The organism is Streptomyces sp. NPDC002536 (assembly GCF_053594995.1).
Window position 1 is genome coordinate 64,064 of the sequence record NZ_JBSFWU010000011.1, and the last position, 20,624, is coordinate 84,687.

Consider the following 20,624-nt stretch of genomic DNA (forward strand, 5'->3'; position numbering starts at 1 on the left):
GATGCATACCGCCACCCGCGCTCTCCCCGTCATCGCCATAGCCGCGTCCGCCGTGCTCCTGACCGCGTGCGGATCGCAGAGCACCGGCCCGGCGGGCCGCGGCGCGGAGCGCCCCGAGGCGCCCCGCGCCGCGGACGCTCCCGGCGACCCCGCCGGCCTGGAGCAGGACGGCGTGGAGCAGGACGGCGTGAGAATCACCGCCGCCGGCAAGCGCTCCCCCGGTGAACCGTCCGTCGCCTCGGCCGAGTTCACGGTCACCAATCGCGAGACCGTACCGTTCACATACACCGTCACGTTCACGGTCACGTCCGCCTCCGGAGCCGCGCTGGAGACCTCGCAGCAGACGGTGCCGTCGGTGCCTGCCGGCCGGACCGTGCAGCGCACCGTCCGCGTGGACGTCGTACATGGCGGTACGCACGACGGGAAGCAGGTGCGGATCAGCAAGGTCAGGCGCGTCCCTGCGGACGAGGCACCGTCCGCCACGGGCCCCTGCCCTCCTTCCGGGGTCCGCATCACCGCCGACGACGGTGATGCCGCCATGGGGCTCCGTGTCGTAGGGCTTCACCTGACGAACTGCGGGACCGGCACCTATCACCTCGACGGCCCCCCGCCCATCGAACTCCTGGACGAGGAGCGGAAGCCGGTCTCCGGCATCGACATCCTGCACGATGCCGGGGACATCGCCTCGGGGACCGGCTTCGACAATCCGCCCGGGCCGGTGGACCTGGCCCCGGGTGAATCCGCGTCCGCCGGTCTGGTGTGGCGCAACACCACCGGCGCGGGTACGGCCGTGAACGTTCCGTACGTCAGGATCAAGGCCGGGCCCGATGCACGGCCCGTGACCGTGACTCCGGAACTCGACCTCGGCACCACCGGAAAACTCGCCGTCAGCCCGTGGAAGGCCGTCGGCCGAGCGACCGGTCAGCAGGCCATTCAGCAGTAGAGGTTGCCGCCCGGCGCCACACCGAGAAGCTGGGTGAAGCGCTGGTAGTTCGCCACCCGGTTCTGGACCTGGCCGGGATTGCCGCCGTTGCACTCCACGGCTCCGTTGATGCTGCGGATCGTCTCCCCGAATCCACGGCCGTTCACCATGGCCTCGTGCGGCGTCATACTGCCGGGGCCCCGCTGGGTGTTCCAGTACCACAGCGCGGTCTTCCAGGAGACTGCGGCGTCGGTCTGCACAAGAGACGGGTTGTTGAGCAGGTCGATGCCGAGGGCGTCGCCCGCCGCCTTGTAGTTGAAGTTCCAGCTGAGCTGCATCGGCCCGCGGCCGTAGTACGCGGCCTGGCCGGCCGGGCAGCCATAGGGCTGGTTCCGGTCGCAGTAGTGGGGGTAGTTGGCGGTGTTCTGCTCCACGATGTAGACCAGCCCGCCGGTCTCGTGACCGACATTGGCGAGGAAGGCGGCGGCCTCCTGCCGCTTGGTCTCCGCGCTGCCGGTGTTGGCGAAGCCCGGGTAGGCACCCAGAGCGGCGACCAGACCGCTGTAGCTGTAGAAGGAGTTCCGGCTCGGGAACATCTGCCGGAACTGGTCCTCGCTCACCGGGAAACCGCCCGGCTGCGGTGTTCCGCCTCCCTGACAGGTGTAGGGGTCCCAGTACCAGGTGCTGATGACCGGGTCGTAGCCGGGATTGTCGTGCTCGGCCACGTAGTACCGGCCGTCGCTGTACCGGACGACGGTTCCGGTTGGATACCAGGTTCCCGCGGCCCAGTTGGGCGCACTGTCACAGGGCCCGGCGGCGCTCGCCGTGGCGGAAGGGCCGATGAAAACCGTCCCGATCAGGGCCAGTACGGCCGACAGCAGAGTGGCTATGCGGATTCTTTTCACGGCGACTCCAAGGGGGGGTTGAGTGCCTGTTGCCATCGCGCAGTGAATAGCGCCGAGTGATTGCTGTCAACGGCGTGGATCATGTCCGGCCTAACTCGGTTCACGCATCAACGGATTCAGGACAACTGTCACCTCAGGGGGTTGCGGGGCCAATGCGACACATGGCACTCATGTGCGAGTAAGGCTCCCCCCTGAACAAGGAGACATCGTGCGTGAATTGAGACGCGTGAGATACGCAACCACTGTCCTGGTCGCCGCCGTCACCGGCATAGCCCTCGGCGCGGGAACGGCATCCGCCGACGTCCCGATCGGCCGGCAGATGAACGGCAAGATGACCTACTACACCGACAAGGGCTACGGCGCCTGCGGAACGCCCATCGATGCGACCTCGCAGGACCTGGTCGCGATTCCGGCCTCGTGGTGGACGTCCGCGAACCCGAACAACGACCCGCTCTGCAAGGGCGTTTCGGTGGAAGTCAGCTACAACGGCAAGACCATCAGGGTGCCGGTCAGGGACAAGTGTCCCTCGTGCGACCCGACCCACATAGACCTCAGCCAGCCGACATTCCAGAAGCTGGCGCAGCTCGACCGGGGCGTGGTCAACGGAATCACCTGGAAGTTCGTCCGCTGACCGACGCCCGTCCGGATCGGTCGGGGCCGATCCGGACGGGGCAACAGCTGCACCGTCACCTGTTTCTTCACCGGGCCCCTGTCGGTTACCGCCCGTCCGCCGTTCCGTCCCGCAGCGGCTCCTCCCGCATCGCGAGGGCCAGGACGAGTGCCAGCGTCATGAAGGGCACGGCCCACAGGAAGACGGCCCGGAACGCCTGGGTGCTCTCGGCGGGGGACGGCCGGCGGGAGTGCAGGCCCGCGGCGAGGACCGCGCCGAAGAGGGCGGCGCCGAAGGCTCCGCCCAGTGTTCTGAAGAAGTTCAGCACGCCGGTGGCGACGCCGATGTGCTCGTGGTCCAGCGCGTTCTGGCCGGCGAGCAGGCAGACCTGGACGAAGAATCCGATGCCGACGCCCGCAACGGCCAGCGGGACGATCAGGGCTGGTGCGCCCGTGCTCTGGCCGGCCCGGCCGAGGAACGCCATCGAGCTCCCGACGAGGACGGCGCCGATGACGGGATAGAGCTTGTAGCGGCCGGTCCTGGTGATGAGGAGACCGGACAGCACGGCGGCCGCCACCAGGCCGAGCAGCAGGGGCACGATGAACAGGCCTGCGGCGAAGGCCGACTTGTGCTGGACGGTCTGCAGGAACATCGGCACGTACAGCATGCCCGCGAACAGGACCAGTGACGCGAGCAGGAACTGTGCTGCGGCCAGGCTGAAGGTGGCGGAGCGGAACAGGTGCAGCGGCGTCATCGGCTCGGCCGCCCTGTGCTCGACGACGAGGTAGAGGGCCAGCGCAGCGACGCCGACGGCGGCCAGGCCGATGATGACGGGTGAGGCCCAGGGGTACTCGTGTCCGCCCCAGGTGGTGACGAGGACCACCGACGTGGTGAACACGGTGGCGGTCAGGGCTCCGAGCACGTCGACCCGGCCGCGGGCCGCCGGCCGGGGCAGGTGGAGCTTCGCGGCGATCGCGACGAGGGCGAGCACGCCGACGGGCAGGTTGACGTAGAAGATCCACCGCCAGGACAGGCCGTCGGCGAAGGCGCCGCCGAGCAGCGGCCCGGCGATGAGGGCGAGCGCGGCGACCATGCCCAACGCGGCCTGGAGTCTGGCGCGTTGCCGCGGCGATGCCAGGTCGCCGGTGATGGCCATGACCAGCGAGGTGATGCCTCCGCCGCCGATGCCCTGCAGGGCCCGGGAGGAGGCCAGCAGGGGCAGCGTCCCGGCGATGCCGCTGAGCAGCGAGCCCGCCAGGAAGACCACCACGGAGAACTGGAGCACCTTCTTGCGGCCGTGGAGGTCGCCGAGTTTGCCGAGGACCAGGGTGGCGACGGCGCTGGTGAGCAGATAGGAGGTCGCGATCCAGGAGGTGCCCGCGCCGGCGTGCAGATCCCGGCCGATGTCCGGCAGGGCGGTGGCCACGATCGTCTGGTCCAGGTTCGCGATGAACAGGGCCAGCATCAGGGGGACCGTCAGCACCATCGCGATTCCTCAGCCGGGCGGGTAGAACTGCCGGACCCAGTGGCGGTACAGGCCGATGCCCTCGTCGCCCGTGGCGAGCCGTGGACGCGGTTCGTAGCGCTTGGCGTTCCAGATCCGCACGTCGTCCTGCACCTTGCGGGCCGCGGTCCACTGCATACTGCGGGCGATGGCACGGTGGACGGGGCGCTTCAGGAGCGCCGTTCCGGTGGGCCGTGCCTGCCGGCCGTCCGTGCAGGCGCACGCGAGCAGGAGGCGGGTGCGCCGGGGCCCGACCGGGACGTGCATGACCCACATGTAGATGACGCATCCGAGCGCGGGCATGGGGAGCTCGACGCGCAGACAGCCCATTCCTGCCTGCAGGAACGTGTGGTCCCACTGGATCTTCCGCAGCAGGGCAGGGCCGTCCGGGCCGAGGCGCAAGTACGTACGCAGGTAGGGGCCTTCGGCCTTCGGCGGGTCGGCCTTCCACACGGTCACGTGGTGCACGACCGGCACGTGCCGGAGGTCGGTCGTGTTCTCGGTGAGCTCCTGTACGTGCGCGTGAACGTCGGTGGCCCAGCTCGCCGTGGGGACGACACCGGGCGGCGAGGTGTCGGGCACGTCCCAGTCGGGCAGTGATCCGTCGTGTCCGCGCCAGACGAAGAGGAAGCCGTTCTGCTCACGGACGGTGTGGTGTTCGAGCCGGGCGCGCGGCGGCGGGCCGTCCGGCGTGGCGACGCAGGCGCCGTCGGGCGCGAAGGCGAAGCGGTGGAAGGGGCACACCAGGTTCCGGCCCTCGACGGTGCCGCCGGCGCCGAAGTGGGCGCCGAGATGCGGACAGTAGGGCCGTACCGCGTGCGGCTGCCCGTCGCGGGTGCGGTAGAGCACGACGTCCTCGCCCGCGAACCGCCTGGTCAGGACGGCGCCGGGGGCGAGCTCGCGGGAGAGCGCCAGACCGAACCAGCCGCTCGGGTAGGGGAGTTCCGGCCCGCGTTCGCCGGAGGCCCGGTTCGTCATGACGAGGAGCCAACCACACGAAAGAACATCGACTATCCCTTATCAGGAAAAGTCACTCGTATGAGGCATGTTCTCGTCGTATCCCCTCACTGCACACACCCCTGCCGCTACGCTCCATCGTCCTGAGGGATGGGGGCGCCGGTGGACGGGGAGAGCACCGACAGCAATCACCACGAGGCGGACGTCGTCGTCATCGGGGCCGGCCTGTCCGGGGTGGCCGCCGTGATCGCGCTGCGCCGGGCCGGGTTCGACGACGTCGTGGTGCTGGAGAAGTCCGGCCGCCTCGGCGGGACATGGCGCGACAACGCCTACCCCGGGTGCGGGTGCGACGTGCCGTCCGTGCTGTACGAGTACTCCTTCGCGCCCCATCCCTGGACCCGGTGCTACGCCGGCCGGCCGGAGATCCTCCGGTACCTGGAGACCACCGCGGCAACGCACAGCGTGGACAAGGCGATCCGCTACGACACCGAAGTCCTGGCCGCCCGCTGGGACCCGGGCACCCACCGCTGGAACCTGCGGACCACCACGGGCACCTGCGCCGCCCGCGTGGTCGTCGTCGCCACCGGCCCCTGGCACCGGCCCCGTTACCCCGACATCCCCGGCCTCGACGGCTTCCCCGGCACCGTCTTCCACTCCGCCCGCTGGGACCACGACGCGGACCTGACCGGGCGCCGCATCGCCGTGGTGGGCACCGGGGCCTCCACCGTCCAGTTCCTGCCCGAGATCCAGCCGCTGGCCTCCCGCATCGACGTCTTCCAGAGCACACCGCAGTGGGTGCTCCCGCGCCCGGACTACCCGCTCCCCCCGGGCCTGCACCGCTTCCTCGGACGGCACCCGGCGGCCCGGCGCGCGCTCCGCGGACTCCACCACTGGACCCAGGAAGCCATCGGCGTCCCTCTGCGCCACCCCCACCTCCTCCGTCCACTCGAGACCGCGGCCCGTCTCCACCTGCGCACCTCGGTGCCGGACCGCGCCCTGCGCCGGGCCCTCACCCCCCGCTACCGGCTCGGCGGGCGCCGTCTGATCGCCTCCGACGCCTACTACCCCGCCCTCACCCGGCCCAACGTCCGCCTCCACCCCACCCGGGTGACCGCCGTGGAGGGCTTCCACGTCATCGGCGCCGACGGCAGCCGCACCCCGGCCGACGTCATCGTCCTCGCCACCGGCTACCACATCGGCGAACTCGCCCTCGCCCACGGCCTGCACGGTACCCACGGCACTCCCCTGGCCGACGCCTGGGCCGGCAGCCGCCGCGCCTACCTGGGCACCAGCGTCAGCGGATACCCCAACCTCTTCCTTCTCGTCGGCCCGAACCTGCTCACCGGCACCACTGCCGTCCCCACCGTCCTGGAGGCCCAACTCCGCTACGTCACCGCCGCGCTCACCCACCTGCGCACGAGCGGATACACCGCGCTGGACGTCAAACCGGAGGTCGAGGCAGCGCACCATCAGGCCCTGCACCGGGCTCTGCGCACGACCGTCTACAACACCACCGGTGGGTCCAGTTACTACTTCGGGCTCCCGGGCGTGAACACCTTCTGCTGGCCCTGGTCCACCCGCCGGCTCCTCCAGCGCCTGCGCGCCTTCACGCCCGAGGCCTACGCGTGGTCACGGTCCCCGTCCGAGGCGCGCCTCAGTGACGGCGGTTCCGGCTGCGGGTGAAGTCGCCGTTCAGGATCCGCTGCGTCATGCCGTGCGCGCCGCCCGGTTCGACGAGTGAGCCGTACCCGGTCGCGGCCCACACGCTCGCGTCCGGGGGGAGCTCGAAGTACGGGACCCGGCGGCCGTCGGGTGTGCGGTCGGTGAGGACTTCCGGGGCGCGCCGGGCGCGTACCGCCTGGGCGCAGTTCCGGCAGGCGGCCACGTCCAGCTGGTCACGCTGTCCCAACGGGCGCCAGGTGATGCGGCGTTCGGCGCGTCCGTGCACGGGGTGGAAGAAGCACAGGGGCAGGGCACCGGGATTGCCCTGCAGTGCGTCGCGGCCCAGGGCTGTCAGGGCGAGTACGCCTGCCAGGTCCGGCAGTCCGCGGGCGCCGTCGAGTACGGTGCCTGCTGCCGCGTAGGCGTCCAGTGCCTGCGGGAGTCCCGGGGCCGTGTCGGCGTCCCGTGCCTGCACGGCCTCACCCAGTGCGAGGACTTCCTGCTCCGCGCGGTGTCGCAGCTCGTCCTCGTCCGCCGTCCGATGGGCGGCGAAGACCTCTTGCGGGAAGGTGAAGGGCGAGGGGCGGCGGCGGCGTGTCCGGCGGCGCACCAGCCACAGGGCGCAGAGCGCCGGTACGGCGATCGCCGCGGTGATCGGCAGCCATGCTCCGCCGCCGGATGCGGTCCTGTCCTTGGCGGCCGGCTTCCCCGACGCACCCGACGAACCGCCCGTGCCCTTGTCCAGGCCGGCTGTCGCGTCGTGGTAGACCTTGGTGCCGTCGCCCTGGGCGATGAGGTCGACGGCCTTGTCGAGGCGGTCGGCGAGGCCTGCGTCCTTCATCGGGGCCAGGAAGCCCACTGCGGTCACGGCGTCCCGCGCCTGGTGCCGGTCGTCCGGCCACTCGTGGCCGGAGAGCGCGTCGGCCCAGCGGTCCAGGGTGATGAGGACGATCTCCTGCGAGCCGAGCCGGTCGTGGAGGACGTCGGCGAGCACCTGGGGGTCGCCGTCGAAGGCGTCGCCCTTGACCAGGGGCACCAGTGCCACGTCGATGGGCAGTCGTGTCCGGCGGATGTGCTCGACAAGGTCCTTCTGCCGCGCGGCCGGGACGGCACCGGTGTACGCGGCGTCCACGTACACGGGCGAGTTGCGCAGCGCGTCCGCGATCTTCTCCCCGGGACCGGGGCCGGGGGCGGGGGCGGCCGGGGCCGCCGCTGCGGGCGGCACCGTGAGGAGGACCGACGCGAGGGCGGCCACGAGCGCGGCGAGCGGGCGCCTACGACGACTGGACACTGACGTATTCCCTTGTCTTGCCGATGAGTTGGGGCAGGCCCCGGCGTACGGCCGGAAGCGGCCCGGGAGCCTCTTCGTACGGCACGCCCTTGCCCTTGCCCGGCAGGCGCAGGCGCAAGGGGCCGATGCGGTGCGGCTCGCGCCGGAGGAGTGTGCGGCAGGTTCCGCACACCCATGCGCGGCGCGTGCCGTCCTTCTCTTCGGTGACGCCGGGTCCGTGCAGCGGGTTCACGGTGCAGCAGTGGCCGATGCGCTCTCCCCGGAGGGCCGCGCGGCCCGCTCGTGCGAGCACGACGGCGGCGGCCAGGTCGGCGGGGGTGACCGCGGCGCCGATCCGGCCGTCCGGGTCGCGTTCGGTCAGCAGCATGGCGGCGTCCAGGCAGTCCCAGACCTGCTTCCGCACCCCGTCGTCCGGCTCTCCCGCGCCGAACTCGGTGGCGAGCACGTCCAGTTCTGCCGCCGCCGTGCGCCGGAGCCAGGTGGCGGACGGTACCGCGGGGCTCTGCGCCGCGGCGGTGCGGCGGATGCGCAGGACGAAGCGTGCGACGCCCAGGCCGCCGGCCGTCAGCCCGAGGAGCAGTCCGGCCGCGAGCGCGCCCACCAGCAGCCCCGGCCAGAAGTCGCCGGAGTACAGGGGCGGCAGCGCGTGGTCCTCCAGCGGTGCCGGGGCTGCGTCGGGCCTGCTGCTGTGCTGTGCGGCCGCGCGCGGGGTGCCGTCGAGGAAGGTCATCAGACCGTCGAGCCGCTGCCCGAGCCCGTGGTCCTCGGAGGCGTGGTCGTAGTCCTCGTGGCTCAGGGTTCCGGGGAGTTCGAAGACGAGCCGGCGGTCGTCCAGCGGCAGGCCGTAGTTGGCGAGGTCGATGCGGCCCGACAGCGGGTCGGCGACGACGTAGACGCCGTCCTTGCGGAGGTGCTGGTGCAGTGCGGTGGTGAAGGCGGTGACGTCGCCTGCCGATTCGTCCTCGGAGCGGAGCGGTACGACGGCCATGTAGACGGGGCCGGGGGTGAACGTCTCGATGCGCCGGTGGAGTTCCTGTCGGCGCGGGCCGTCCAGCAGCTGGGGGCTCTCCGGGTCGGTGTAGAGCGGGTCGTGCTGCAGGCCGGTGACGACGCGGTCCAGGCGGGCGGTCAGGTCGGCGTGCGTGGGGGCGGGTGCCGCACTGTCGGTGGTCTGGTGGAACAGCTGCGGGGCACCGACGGCGACGACCGCGGCGAGGGCGGCTGCGACGGCCGGTTCGACCAGCCGCACCCTGCGACCGTCCAACTGCTGTCCGCGTCGCCGGCGCCGCACGTACGGCCCGGTCAACAGCACCAGCAGTGGCGCCCCGAGCAGCACGACGCCCGTCAGGAACGACTGCCCCGCGCGGTCCTCCTTGGAGATGTAGAGCGCCTTGACCTCCTTGCCTCCCCCGCCGTGGCGTCGGCGCATGTCGTCGGCGAGGTGGGCGGCCCGGTCGCTGCCCTGGCCGACGACGTCGACGAACGTCCGGAAGGCGCGCAACGGGCCCGCGTCGTAAGGAAGGGAGTAGAGCGCGACGGTCTGGGCGTCCGCGGCCGGGGCGCGCACCCCGAAGGCCCGCGCGTCGGCGACCCCCATCGCGTCGACCAGGACGTACAGGCCGTCCCGCCCGAGCCGGTCGTGCACGGCGCCGAGCAGCGTCCTGGCACCGTTTCCGGGCAGGACGAGGACGTACGTCGGGACTCCGGTGCGTGCGGCGAGCGCTGTGAAGGCCGGTGCCGTGGAGCGCGGGACCGTGCGGGGCATCTGGTCCGTCACGTACACGGGATCGGCCCGCAACCGGTCGGCGAGCAGGGCGGCCTGCGAGGCCGGCGCATCCGTCCCGTCCGCGGCGACGGCAGGATGGGCGGCGAGCACCGCGAACAGCGTGCAGAGCAGCGCCGGCCAGAGGCGCACGGCGGTGCGCCGCCTTCGGTGATGCGGCCACTCGGTGGCGACGCGCATGGCCGAAAACCCCCGTTCTGTTGTGCGTGCCCAGGGACCTTACTCAAGACCTCCCGACGGCGCCCACCAGGGGGTGCGGAGGCGCCCCGTCAGGGGCGTGGTGCGGTGACACTGCGCGGCTCCTGGGCACCGTTGAAGACTTGGCCAGAGAGTGACGAAAACGCGTCATAGTGTCGGAAGTTGGAACCCCGTTCAGGTGTGCGATGCCAGACTCTGTCCGCCGTCCCCGCCGGGGACCGGTGGACGATCGACCCGGCGAAAGGAGACCCTTCCGTGAGGAAGAGGATCAGCAGGATCAGCACGCTTGTCACCACCGCCGCGCTCGCCACTCTGGCACTCGCCGGCCAGGCCGGCGCCGTCTCGCCCGCACACGCCCCAGCCGGGGCAAGAGGCACGGCGAGCGCGGCAAGAACCCAGGCCGACCAGGTCCTGTCCGCGCCGGCCACGCTGGAGCGGGGACAGTCCTGGACGTCCGACACCGCCCAGCTGGTCATGCAGACCGATGGAAACCTGGTCATCTACGACGAGTTCGGCCACGCCCGCTGGGCGTCCAACACCGTCGGCAGCGGCTGGCGCGCCGCCTTCCAGACAGACGGCAACTTCGTCGTCTACACCCGCTCCGGCCACGCGGTCTGGGCCTCCGGCACCGCCGGGCACCCCGGCTCCCGGCTCGCCGTCCAGGACGACGGCAACGTCGTGATCTATGACGGCAGTCAGGCCGTCTGGGCCTCCGGCACGCACCACTGATCCAGGCCGTCGGCAGGCCGATTGCCCCGGCCTGCCGACGGCGCCGGTTCCAAACCCTCCTCCGGTCCACTCGACCCGATCGACGGAGTTCGGCGGCCGTCCCGCATCGGACACCCCGCGCGAGCGCATGCATTCCGCATGACAGCTCTGCGCGGACCGCCGCAAGGCGAAGGGTGAGGTGGGCGGGGAGATGAGCGAATCCAGGCATCCGGAAGGTCTTCCGCGGCGCACGGTGTTGCGGTACGGAGCGGCAGCAGCAGGCGCAACGGGACTCGCCGGGCCCGCGCGGGCCCCCGGCGGGAGCCGGCCCGGCCGCCGGGTCGCCGTGCTCGGTGCCGGCGTCGGCGGGCTGACCGCCGCGCACGAACTCGCCGAGCGCGGCTTCGAGGTGACGGTGCACGAGCGCCGTTCCGTCGCCGGCGGCAAGGCGCGTTCGCTGTACGTCCCGCGCAGCGGCACCGACGGCCGGCGCGACCTGCCCGGCGAGCACGGCCACCGGGGGGTTTTCGGCTTCTACCACAACCTTCCGGACACCCTGCGGCGCATCCCGCTGCCCGGTGGCGGCAGTGTCTTCGACAACCTCACGCCCGTGTCCTGGATCGAGCTCGCCCGCAGCGGAAACCGCCCGGCCGTCCCCGTCCCCGTCCGATCGGGCCGGCTTCCTCTCGCCAACGCCGGCCTGCTGGTCGCCTCGGTCGCCGGTCTCCTGTCGGAGAGCCTGCGGCTGCCGCCGTGGGAAGCGGCCTTCTTCGCCAAGCAGGCGGTGATGCTGTTCACCAGCTGCACCGAGCGCCGGTTCGGCCAGTGGGAACACGTGGGCTGGTGGGACTACATCGAGGCCGCCCGCATGTCGCAGGACTACCAGCGCCTCCTCGGCGGCGGCGTACAGCTCCTGCAGGCCCTCAGACCCCCGACCGCCAGCGCCCGCACCTCCGGCCAGGGCCTGGAGGCCATCGTCGACGACCTCGCCGGGCGCGGCAGCGACGGCCCGGCCGACCGCATCTTCAACGGCCCCACCAGCGAGGCCTGGATCGACCCCTGGGTCGCCCATCTGCGCAGCCTCGGCGTCCGCCTCGCCTTCGGGCAGCACGTCGAGCACCTCGAACTGCACGACGGCCGCATCGCAACGGCCCATGTCCGCACCGCACAGGGCGGGTTGGACCGCATCGACGCGGACTGGTTCGTCGCCGCGGTCCCCTCCGAGCGCGCGACCAGGCTCTGGAACGGCGCGCTCCGCTCAGCGGATCCGCGGCTCGCGGCCATGGACGGGCTCCAGCAGATCTGGTGCAACGGCGTCCAGTTCTTCCTCCGCCGCCCGGCACCGGTCATCGCGGGCCATATCGTCCATGTCGACTCGCCGTGGAAACTGGTGTCGATCAGCCAGTCCAAGCTCTGGCGCGCGCCGTTCGCCCGCACCTGGGGCGACGGCCGGGTGCGGGAGTCGCTGTCCGTGGACGTCTCGGACTGGGAGACGCCGGGCATCCTCTACGGCAGACCCGCCCGGCAGTGCTCCCGGGCCGAGATCGCCCGCGAGGTGTGGGCGCAGATGCAGGAGCATCTCGGACGCACAGGCCAACGTGGCCTGGACGACGCGCTGCTGCACTCCTGGTACGTGGACGAGGCGATCACCGACGCCCCCGGGGGCGGGGCCCGCAACGACGACCTCTACCTGATCAACACCACCGGTTCCTGGGAGCTGCGCCCCGACGCGTCGACGGCCGTCCCGAACCTCTTCCTCGCCGCGGACTACGTCCGCACGTACAGCAACGTCGACTTCGCGTCGATGGAGACGGCGAACGAGGCCGGGCGCCGGGCGGCCGCGGCGGTGCTGGTGGCGGCGGGAGCCTCGGAGGCGCCCGCGGTACGGACGTTCAAGGGGTACGAGGCCCCGGAGTTCGCCGCGGCCAAGGCGGAGGACCGCGAGCGGTGGCGGCGCGGCCTGCCGCACGTACTGGACACCGCGCGGCGGGGCGCCCCGTAAGGGGCGCGGGGAAATGCGCGACCAGCCACCAACGGCCTGCAGCCGACGCGCCACCCGGAGCACAGCACGCTATCTGCGGGCGTGTCGTGGCTGATCGCGCAGTTCCCCGCGCCCCTTCGGGGCGCTAGGCGAGATCGAAAGGCGCCGGTGCACGCCCCTCCCAGATCCGACGGGAGGCCTGTTCCGGGTAAGGCGCGGTCCGCGACACGGCGTCCAGGACGCGGGTGAGCTGCCCGCCGGGCTCGTAGACGGCCCAGCCGGGGTCGCCCATGGTGGCGAACCGCACCCACGCCTGCCGGAGTTCGTCCGACACCGCGACCGCCTCGGGGGCGGGGCGGTCACCCCACAGCTGCCTGCCGGTGGGGCTGTCCAGCGTGCCGAACACCAGGGGGACGTCGAGGCTGTGGCAGGCGCCCAGGATGCCTCCCAGGGCCGGGGAGGCCAGTTGCAGCTCGAACAGGAACGAGGAGCCTCCGGCTGCGGCGTTGGCCTCGGCCAGCAACAGTGACGGCATCCGGAAGCACGCATCGGCGTACACCGACTCGAACAGCTCCTCCGGGGTGGCCTGCGGGTGGGCGGCGCGGTAGGCCTGCGCGCCGTACGGGGACGGGGCGAACAGGTCCAGGGCGGTACGGGCGTCCTCGTCGGTGATCCGGCCCAGCCGCCCGGTCATGACGGTGAACAGCCGGAACTCGTCGCGGGTGTGGCCGACGAGGAGTTCGGTTCCGCTCGCCCGGCCGCCGTCCAGCGCGGACCACGGTGTCTCGGAGAGCACGTCGCCGTCGACGACGGGGCACACGGCGATACCGGCCTGGGAGAACCGCCCCCAGCGCTCGCGGTGGGCGGGGAGTTCGGCGCTGAGCGAGGTGAGCGCTTCGGCCAGGCGCCAGGGGTCGACGTCGGTGAGGGCTGCGGCGGTGGGCACGGTGCCGAGCCGGTCCGCCAGCGCGGCGGCGGCCTGTCCGGCCAGTGCGCGGGAGCAGTGCCAGCCCGGTACCGAGTGGGTGATGGCCCGTCGGAACAGCCCGCGCTGCTCCTTCATTGTCAGCAGTGCGGCGATCGATCCCGCCCCGGCGGACTGTCCGGCCACGGTGACCCGGCCGGGGTCTCCCCCGAAGGCCGCTATGTTCCGCTGCACCCACTGCAGCGCCGCGATCTGGTCGAGGAATCCGCGGTTGGCCGGGGCTCCTTCGAGGAGGGCGAAACCCTCGGCGCCCACGCGGTAGTTGATGCTCACCACGACGAGCCCCGCCGCGGCAAGCGCGGCCGGATCGTACATCGGGTCGGCGGAGCCGCCCGCGACGTAGGCGCCGCCGTGGATCCAGACCAGCACCGGCAGCCCCGCCGCGCCCGGATCCGGGGTGCAGACGTCGAGCGTCAGCCAGTCCGTGCCGGGCGACGACGTAGCGGGGGCCCGCCCGGAGTGCGGCACGGACTGCGGGACCGCGGGTCCGAACTCCACCGCCTGCCGCGTCCCTTCCCAGGGCCGGGGCGGGGCGGGGGCGGCGAACCGGAGTGTTCCCACCGGCGGTTGGGCGTACGGAATGCCGCGGAACACGGCGTGGCCCTGCCGCCATCGGCCTTCGACCGTTCCCTCGGCAGTGCGCACCGTCGGCTGTTCGGGCATGTCGGCTTCCTTCCTCCGCAGGGACCTCCCAAGGACCTCCAGGGTTATCGGCCAGATGTATTATGTCAACCGTATGAAAACGTGAGGTACGGAGAAACGGCGGAGAGACGACGATGCCGAAACAGGTGGACCACCGCGAACGCCGCGAAGCGATCGCCCGAGCGCTGTGGCGGGTCGTGGAGCAGCGCGGCGTCGCACATCTGACAGTGCGTGAGGTTGCACGGGAAGCGGGCATGTCCCACGGCCAGTTGCAGCACTACTTCGCCTCGCGGGAGGCGATGCTCTCCTTCGCTATGGACTTCGCGTCCGAACAGACCTCGCTGCGCGTCGGCCGGGGCCTCCGGGAACTCGGCGACGAGCCCCACCCCCGCGACGTGCTCCGGCTGATGCTCACGGAGATGCTCCCCCTGCATGCCGACGCTCGCGCGACCAGCCGGATGAGCGCCGCGTTCGTGCTGGAGGCGCTGCACAACGAGAACTTCCACGCGCGGGCGCGCGACGGGATGGCCCAAGGTCGGCTCCTCGTCGAGCAGTTGATCCGGCAGGCGATCGCCGACGGGCGCATCGGCTCCGACCGCGACCCGGCGACCGAGGCCCACCTCCTCCTCGCCCTCACGGGATTCACCGCCCTGCTCGAACTGAACGTGATCGAACCCCGAGAGGCACTCGCCGCCGTCGATCACCACCTGGACCGGCTGTTCCTCCGAGAACGCGAGGACTAGGGGAACAACTGGTATTCAACGGACCTTATGGCCGATGCAGTTGGTCCTCACCCATCATGGTGGTGATCGCGAACGGGCACGCTCCCGTTCGCGGCGAGGGAATGCAGTCGAGCTTGAGGGGCACCACATGAATTCCAGCATCCGGACCGGTCTCGTCGCAGTGCTCGCGGCCGGAGCGGTCGCCGCGGCCGTCGCCCCCGCTTCCGCCGCGGTCACGGCCGGCACCTCCCACGCGGTGGCCGGTGCGCACGCGGTGGCGGCCAACCCGAAGACGATCAAGCCGGCCGCGTACAACCAGGCCCGGAGCATTCTGACCAAGGCGGGCAGCAACACGGCGGCCAAGTCGCACGTCATCCACGGCAAGGACGACGTTCCGGTGGGCTACGGCACGAGCCTGCTGGCCGCCGCGCGCGACGAGTTCCGCGCGGGCGACAAGAACCTCCCGGCGAAGGACAAGAAGGCCGACATGTCGATTGCGCACTACGACGCGATCCACAGCGCGGCCAAGACGATGGGCATCGACACCTGGTGATGTCGTAGCGATCTCATAGGCAGTCGTGGTCGACGGGTACGCGTGCGGCCCTGCTCGGGACAGCCTGAGCAGGGCCGCACGCGTACCCGTCACGGCCGGCCGGTGCACAGGGCGTGGTCGACCATGCCGGTCATGGCCCGGAGTTGGCGTTCGGCAGTTCGCTCGTCCGCGGGGCGGCTGTGTGCGGCGACGGTGACCGCGGCCCGTCCGCCCGCGGTGGCCGCGGGCCACACGAGATACCCGAAACCGCTGCCGCTGTGTCCCCAGTAGCCTCCGCCGCAGGACAGGGGCGTCCATTCGAGTCCGAGGCCGTAGCGGCTGCCCGGGGGGTTGTCACGGCCGTCGGGCACGGCGACGGTCCGCTGCATGTCGGCGAGTTGTGCGGGGGCGAGCAGCCTGCCGCGCAGGAGCGCGGTGAAGAAGGTGTTGACGTCCGCCGCCGTGCTGATCACGGCGCCGTCGGCGTCCCCGTCGAAGGGCCGGTACGCGATCGTGGTGTCGGTCATCGGCCCGGCCGGCGCGAACTGCTGGTAGTTGCGGGCGTGAGGGCCCCGCAGCAGCGGGTCGTTGCCCGGGAGGACGGTGCGGTCGAGGCGCAGCGGCTGCAGGATCCGGCTCCGTACCTCCTCCTCCCAGGAACGGCCGGTGACGGCCTTGATGACCATGCCCGCGAGGATGTAGTTGGTGTTGGAGTACTTCCACTCCTTCCCGGGTGCGAAGAGGGGCCGGTGCCTCATGGCGAAGGCGACGCGCTGCTCGGGCGTGTAGGTGGCCGCGCGGTTCCTGCGGTAGCCGTCGGGGCTGAGGTCGGGGACGACGTCACCGGTGTAGTCGGGCAGCCCGCTGGTGTGCTGGAGGAGCTGGCGCAGGGTGATGCGGCGGCCGTCGTTGCCCTGCCCGCGGACCGCTCCCGGCAGCCACCGCTCCACGGAGTCGTCGAGGGACAGCCTTCCCTCACCGGCGAGTTGGAGCATCACGGTCGCGACGAAGGTCTTGGTGGTGCTGCCGATCCTCAGGTACTCGTTCTGCGGTACGGGCTGCCGTGTGCGGAGGTCGGCGACCCCGCTGCGGGCGGTGCGGACCCCGCGAGGTGTGGCGAGTCTGGCGGACACTCCGGTGACGCCGGTGGCGCGCAAGGCGTCGGCGTCCCGCTGCAGTACGTCGGGCCGTCCGCCGGCAGCCGCTCCGACTTCTGCGGGAACGGAGACGAGTACGGCAAGAACTGCGGCAGCGCAGGCGGTTGTGGCCCGGCGGACGGCTCGGCGGTGCGTGATCGGCATGAGTCGACGGTACGAAGACACGGGCCGGGGCGGCCATCCGGCCGCCCCCCGGCCTCGGCTTCCGGTTTCCCCCCGTTCGGCCGGCGAGCACACTCGACCCTCCTTCGGCTACTTCCGGACCTTCACCGTGACCTGCCACTGGACGACCGCATGGGAACAGACCTCACCCGAATTGCGGGACCTGCAGCGGAACTGGGAGTCGAGCGTGGTCGTCCCGTCGGCGCGGGCATGGAAGACCGCGGTGGCATCGCCGTTCGGCAACATCCTGGCTGCGTCCCGGTGGAGCAGCTTGTCGTCGGCGGCGGTGGGTGCGCTCCATGCCCACGTCGAGCTCTCGTTCTGCTGCCCCGAGAGGTGGACGTCGATCTCCTCGCCCTTGTGCACGGTGAAGGACTGTCTGTTGTCCTTGTTCCCGAGGTCCAGGTGCTTCGGCTTCGCGTGCCCACCCCCTGGCATCGCGGACGCCAGGGGCGTCGCGGTCAGGGCCAGCACCGCGGCCAGGGCCGCCACCGTCAACCGGGCAGTCTTCATTGCTCCACCTCAGCAAGCCTGTCGTGTCGGATCGGATCGGTTGTCACCGTCCTCTCTCCCTGCCCTGCGCGTGGGCGGGCCAATGCGAATGTCGCCGGTGTGGGTGACTGCCTTGTTTCTAAAGCCGGTTGTACGCCCCCTGGGCCTCGGCCGACGGGATGTGCGCCCGGAACTTGTGCTCCAGGTCCGCGCCCCGGACCACCCCCATCGTGTGGTAAGCGAGGCCCCATTCGTCGATGGCCGAACCGTCCGCGAACATGCACATGTTGTGCAGGTTGTCGCGGCTGACGGCGTCGCCCTCCCTGATCCAGCCGCCCACTTCGAGCTTGCCGATGCCGAACTGCGAGGTGCCGCCCAGGTGGGCGCAGTACACGGCGGCCGGGTTGGCGCCTCCGGTGACGTGGGGCAGTGCGGGTTTGCGGATGTAGGCCAGGCCGGCGAGCGTCGGCTTGTCGGCGTCCAGGGTGTCGGCCGGGATGACGATCTGGCTGCCGTCCTCCGCCCGGAAGTGGCACAGTCCGCGGACGGTGCCCAGTGCCGTGAGCCGGGCCTGGTTGTCGTAGTACGCGCGGTAGTCGCCGGGTGTGCCGCCCTGCCGCTGGCACCAGCCCGCAGGCGTGGCCGGCTTGTCGGACTGGGCGCTGGCCTGTGTCGTGACGAGGAGCGCGGCGCCGGTCGCGAGAGCCATGACTGTTGCCGTGATGCGTGCTCGCATTGCGTCCTCCCGAGTTCGGGGTTCTCCGAGTCCTGTGATGGGACGGCGGACAGCCTCGGAGCACGGGTGGGGTCCCGTCAACAGCCCCGTGCATCAATCGGACGATGCAACTCCGCGTCGGAAGAGACTTGACGGACAGTCGCACCCGGCATGTTCGGCCCTAGAATCCTTCCCCAGGGCTTTTCCCAGGGGAGGCTGTCGTGCAGAACGTCGAACTGCCCGCCGGAGTCATCGAGTACGACATGACCGGATCGGGGCCCGCGGTCGTGCTGCTGCACGGGCTGCTGATGGACCACACGGTGTGGGACCGCGTACTGCCGCTCCTGCCGAAGGAGTTCACCTATGTGCGTCCCGTCCTGCCACTGGGATCCCATCGCCGGCCGATGAAGGACGGCGTCGACCTCACCCTGCCCGGACAGGTCCGTCTGGTCTCCGACTTCCTCGACGCCCTCGACCTGGCGGATGTCACCCTGGTCCACGCGGACTGGGGCGGATCGCTGTTCCTCACCGCGCACGGACTGGACCGGCGTGTCACCCGCACGATCATCCTGCCGTGCGAGGCGTTCGACAATTTCCCGCCCGGCCTGCCCGGCAAGACCCTGGGTCTGGCCATGCGCATACCGGGCGGCTTCCGGATCGCCGCCCGGCAATTGCGCATCGCCTGGCTGCGCCGGCTGCCGGTCATGCTGGGCCTGATGGCGCGGCGCCCGCTGCCCGACGATCTCGTCCGCCGCTGGACCGAGCCGATCATCGCCGACCCCCGCATCCAGCGCGATCTGATCGCCTACTGCCGCGATCCGTTCGACAAGCCGGAGCTCGTCCGCAACACCGAGGCGCTGCGCCGGTTCACCGGAGAGGCGCTCGTGCTGTGGTCGCCCGACAACCGCGTGATGCCGGCCGAACACGGCCGCCGGCTGGCCGAGTTGCTGCCTGCCGGGCGCTATGCCGAAGTGCCGGGTGCCTACGTGCTGTCCATGCTGGACGAGCCCGAGGCCGTGGCACGCGAGATGGGCCGCTTCCTCACCGCGTCCGGGGCCCATAGCGACTAACCGGTCATTTACGGACAAACACCAACAACTAACGCCGACCAGGGGTGCACCCCTTGAACGAACAGAGGAGCGAGTTAGCATGTGAGCGCTACCTAGCTCGAAAGAGAAGCCTGTGACTGTCAACGACGACTCGTTCACGAACTGGAAGATCCGCGAGGAGATCGCGGAGTCGATGATCCCGATCATCGGGAAGCTGCACCGGGAGCGGGACGTCACCGTCCTCCTCCACAGCCGCTCCCTGGTGAACAAGTCGGTGGTCAGCCTCCTCAAGACCCACCGATTCGCCCGGCAGATCGCCGGCGAGGAACTCTCGGTCACCGAGACGCTGCCGTTCCTGCAGGCTCTCACCACGCTCGACCTCGGTCCTTCGCAGATCGACATCGGCATGCTCGCCGCGACGTACCGGGCCGACGACCGCGGCCTGTCGGTAGAGGAGTTCACCGCCGGGGCCGTCGCCGGGGCCACGGGCGACAACAAGATCGAGTGCCGTGAGGGACGCGACGTCGTCCTCTACGGGTTCGGCCGCATCGGCCGCCTCGTCGCCCGCCTGCTCATCGAGAAGTCCGGCTCCGGCAACGGCCTGCGGCTGCGCGCCATCGTCGTCCGCGGGGGCGGCGGCCGGGCCGCCGAGGATCTGGTCAAGCGCGCCTCGCTGCTGCGGCGCGACTCCATCCACGGCCAGTTCCAGGGCACGATCACCGTCGACGAGGCGAACAGCACGATCGTCGCCAACGGCAACGAGATCAAGGTGATCTACGCCGACGATCCGTCGTCGGTCGACTACACGGCGTACGGAATCAAGAACGCCATCCTCATCGACAACACCGGCAAGTGGCGCGACCGCGAGGGCCTGTCGAACCACCTGCGCCCCGGCATCGACAAGGTGGTCCTCACCGCGCCGGGCAAGGGCGACGTCCCCAACATCGTCCACGGCGTCAACCACGACATGATCAAGCCGGACGAGCAGATCCTGTCCTGCGCGTCCTGCACCACCAACGCGATCGTCCCGCCGCTGAAGGCGATGGCCGACGAGTACGGTGTCCTGCGCGGTCACGTGGAGACCGTCCACTCGTTCACCAACGACCAGAACCTGCTGGACAACTACCACAAGTCCGACCGCCGCGGCCGTTCGGCGCCGCTCAACATGGTCATCACCGAGACCGGTGCCGCCTCCGCCGTCGCCAAGGCGCTGCCCGACCTCCAGGCGAAGATCACCGGCAGCTCGATCCGCGTCCCGGTGCCGGACGTCTCGATCGCCATCCTCAACCTGCAGCTGGCGCGCGAGACCACCCGCGAGGAGGTCCTCGACTACCTCCGCAACGTGTCGCTGACCTCGCCGCTCAAGCGCCAGATCGACTTCATCACCGCCCCCGACGCGGTGTCGAACGACTTCATCGGCTCGCGCCACGCCTCGATCGTCGACGCCGGCGCCACCAAGGTCGAGGGCGACAACGCGATCCTCTATCTCTGGTACGACAACGAGTTCGGCTACTCCTGCCAGGTCGTCCGCGTCGTCCAGCACATCTCCGGGGTGGAGTACCCGACCTACCCGGCCCCGCTGGCCTGATCCCCGGGTATGGGTGCGCCCCGTAAGGGGCGCGGGGAACTGCGCGAGCAACCCAAGAC

The 20,624-nt window shown here is 71.1% G+C and carries 18 protein-coding genes; 9 read left to right on the forward strand and 9 right to left on the reverse strand.

Translation table 11 applies throughout. The features are described 5' to 3' along the window. Position 1 precedes the first annotated feature (1 nt). Entirely contained in the window at positions 2–943 is a 942-nt protein-coding gene (locus tag ACWD4B_RS06640) for a DUF4232 domain-containing protein (protein WP_451419742.1), read from the forward strand. Here the strand turns inward: ACWD4B_RS06640 and ACWD4B_RS06645 are convergent. Further along, the gene (locus ACWD4B_RS06645; RefSeq protein ID WP_451419743.1) at positions 934–1,827 is read right to left on the reverse strand and encodes a glycoside hydrolase family 19 protein; all 894 of its coding nucleotides are present in this window, start codon (positions 1,825–1,827) and stop codon (positions 934–936) included. The genes ACWD4B_RS06640 and ACWD4B_RS06645 overlap by 10 nt on opposite strands. Before the next feature lie 226 nt (positions 1,828–2,053). On the opposite strand from ACWD4B_RS06645, the gene ACWD4B_RS06650 reads away from it, so the two are divergent. After that, the gene (locus tag ACWD4B_RS06650) at positions 2,054–2,458 is read left to right on the forward strand and encodes a cysteine/serine endopeptidase inhibitor (RefSeq protein ID WP_451419744.1); all 405 of its coding nucleotides are present in this window, start codon (positions 2,054–2,056) and stop codon (positions 2,456–2,458) included. Positions 2,459–2,543: 85 nt separating this feature from the next. Here ACWD4B_RS06650 and ACWD4B_RS06655 read toward each other — a convergent pair whose 3' ends face one another. Together ACWD4B_RS06655 and ACWD4B_RS06660 are read right to left on the reverse strand one after the other, a co-directional pair. Continuing rightward, positions 2,544–3,923, reverse strand: a complete 1,380-nt coding sequence (locus ACWD4B_RS06655; RefSeq protein ID WP_451419745.1) for an MDR family MFS transporter — start codon at positions 3,921–3,923, stop codon at positions 2,544–2,546. Between the two features lie 9 nt (positions 3,924–3,932). Further along, on the reverse strand, positions 3,933–4,919 hold the full coding sequence (locus tag ACWD4B_RS06660) for a Rieske 2Fe-2S domain-containing protein (protein ID WP_451419746.1): 987 nt from the start codon (positions 4,917–4,919) through the stop codon (positions 3,933–3,935). Positions 4,920–5,060: 141 nt separating this feature from the next. Between ACWD4B_RS06660 and ACWD4B_RS06665 the strand changes: the two genes are divergently transcribed. Then, positions 5,061–6,581 (forward strand): flavin-containing monooxygenase, encoded by a 1,521-nt coding sequence (locus ACWD4B_RS06665; protein ID WP_451419747.1) that lies wholly within the window; start codon positions 5,061–5,063, stop codon positions 6,579–6,581. Here ACWD4B_RS06665 and ACWD4B_RS06670 read toward each other — a convergent pair. Both ACWD4B_RS06670 and ACWD4B_RS06675 read right to left on the reverse strand, forming a co-directional pair. Further along, positions 6,553–7,851: a hypothetical protein gene (locus ACWD4B_RS06670; protein WP_451419748.1), complete on the reverse strand. Its 1,299-nt coding sequence runs from the start codon at positions 7,849–7,851 to the stop codon at positions 6,553–6,555. The genes ACWD4B_RS06665 and ACWD4B_RS06670 overlap by 29 nt on opposite strands. Then, positions 7,835–9,814, reverse strand: a complete 1,980-nt coding sequence (locus ACWD4B_RS06675) for a hypothetical protein (protein WP_451419749.1) — start codon at positions 9,812–9,814, stop codon at positions 7,835–7,837. The genes ACWD4B_RS06670 and ACWD4B_RS06675 overlap by 17 nt, the downstream gene beginning before the upstream one ends. A gap of 273 nt (positions 9,815–10,087) precedes the next feature. Between ACWD4B_RS06675 and ACWD4B_RS06680 the strand changes: the two genes are divergently transcribed. Beyond that, positions 10,088–10,561 carry a hypothetical protein gene (locus ACWD4B_RS06680; RefSeq protein ID WP_451419750.1) on the forward strand — a complete coding sequence of 158 codons (474 nt, stop codon included), beginning with the start codon at positions 10,088–10,090 and terminating at the stop codon, positions 10,559–10,561. Between the two features lie 190 nt (positions 10,562–10,751). After that, on the forward strand, positions 10,752–12,542 hold the full coding sequence (locus ACWD4B_RS06685; RefSeq protein WP_451419751.1) for a hydroxysqualene dehydroxylase: 1,791 nt from the start codon (positions 10,752–10,754) through the stop codon (positions 12,540–12,542). 124 nt (positions 12,543–12,666) lie between these two features. Here ACWD4B_RS06685 and ACWD4B_RS06690 read toward each other — a convergent pair whose 3' ends face one another. Continuing rightward, positions 12,667–14,169, reverse strand: coding sequence for a carboxylesterase/lipase family protein (locus ACWD4B_RS06690; RefSeq protein ID WP_451419752.1), 1,503 nt, complete (start codon positions 14,167–14,169; stop codon positions 12,667–12,669). A gap of 113 nt (positions 14,170–14,282) precedes the next feature. Between ACWD4B_RS06690 and ACWD4B_RS06695 the strand changes: the two genes are divergently transcribed. Both ACWD4B_RS06695 and ACWD4B_RS06700 read left to right on the forward strand, forming a co-directional pair. Next, positions 14,283–14,891: a TetR/AcrR family transcriptional regulator gene (locus ACWD4B_RS06695; protein WP_451419753.1), complete on the forward strand. Its 609-nt coding sequence runs from the start codon at positions 14,283–14,285 to the stop codon at positions 14,889–14,891. Between the two features lie 127 nt (positions 14,892–15,018). Further along, positions 15,019–15,423: a hypothetical protein gene (locus ACWD4B_RS06700; RefSeq protein ID WP_451419754.1), complete on the forward strand. Its 405-nt coding sequence runs from the start codon at positions 15,019–15,021 to the stop codon at positions 15,421–15,423. Between the two features lie 89 nt (positions 15,424–15,512). Here ACWD4B_RS06700 and ACWD4B_RS06705 read toward each other — a convergent pair whose 3' ends face one another. The 3 genes from ACWD4B_RS06705 to ACWD4B_RS06715 all read right to left on the reverse strand — a co-directional run bounded on the left by ACWD4B_RS06705 (position 15,513) and on the right by ACWD4B_RS06715 (position 17,922). Next, the gene (locus ACWD4B_RS06705; protein WP_451419755.1) at positions 15,513–16,703 is read right to left on the reverse strand and encodes a serine hydrolase domain-containing protein; all 1,191 of its coding nucleotides are present in this window, start codon (positions 16,701–16,703) and stop codon (positions 15,513–15,515) included. 108 nt (positions 16,704–16,811) lie between these two features. Further along, complete coding sequence (locus tag ACWD4B_RS06710) at positions 16,812–17,234, reverse strand: hypothetical protein (RefSeq protein WP_451419756.1); 423 nt, start codon at positions 17,232–17,234, stop codon at positions 16,812–16,814. Positions 17,235–17,352: 118 nt separating this feature from the next. Then, a complete protein-coding gene (locus ACWD4B_RS06715; RefSeq protein ID WP_451419757.1) occupies positions 17,353–17,922 on the reverse strand; it encodes a hypothetical protein in 570 nt (189 codons plus the stop codon). A 227-nt stretch (positions 17,923–18,149) separates the two neighbouring features. On the opposite strand from ACWD4B_RS06715, the gene ACWD4B_RS06720 reads away from it, so the two are divergent. Continuing rightward, a complete protein-coding gene (locus ACWD4B_RS06720) occupies positions 18,150–18,998 on the forward strand; it encodes an alpha/beta fold hydrolase (protein WP_451419758.1) in 849 nt (282 codons plus the stop codon). Between the two features lie 112 nt (positions 18,999–19,110). Beyond that, entirely contained in the window at positions 19,111–20,565 is a 1,455-nt protein-coding gene (locus ACWD4B_RS06725; RefSeq protein ID WP_451419759.1) for a glyceraldehyde-3-phosphate dehydrogenase, read from the forward strand. Positions 20,566–20,624 lie beyond the last annotated feature (59 nt).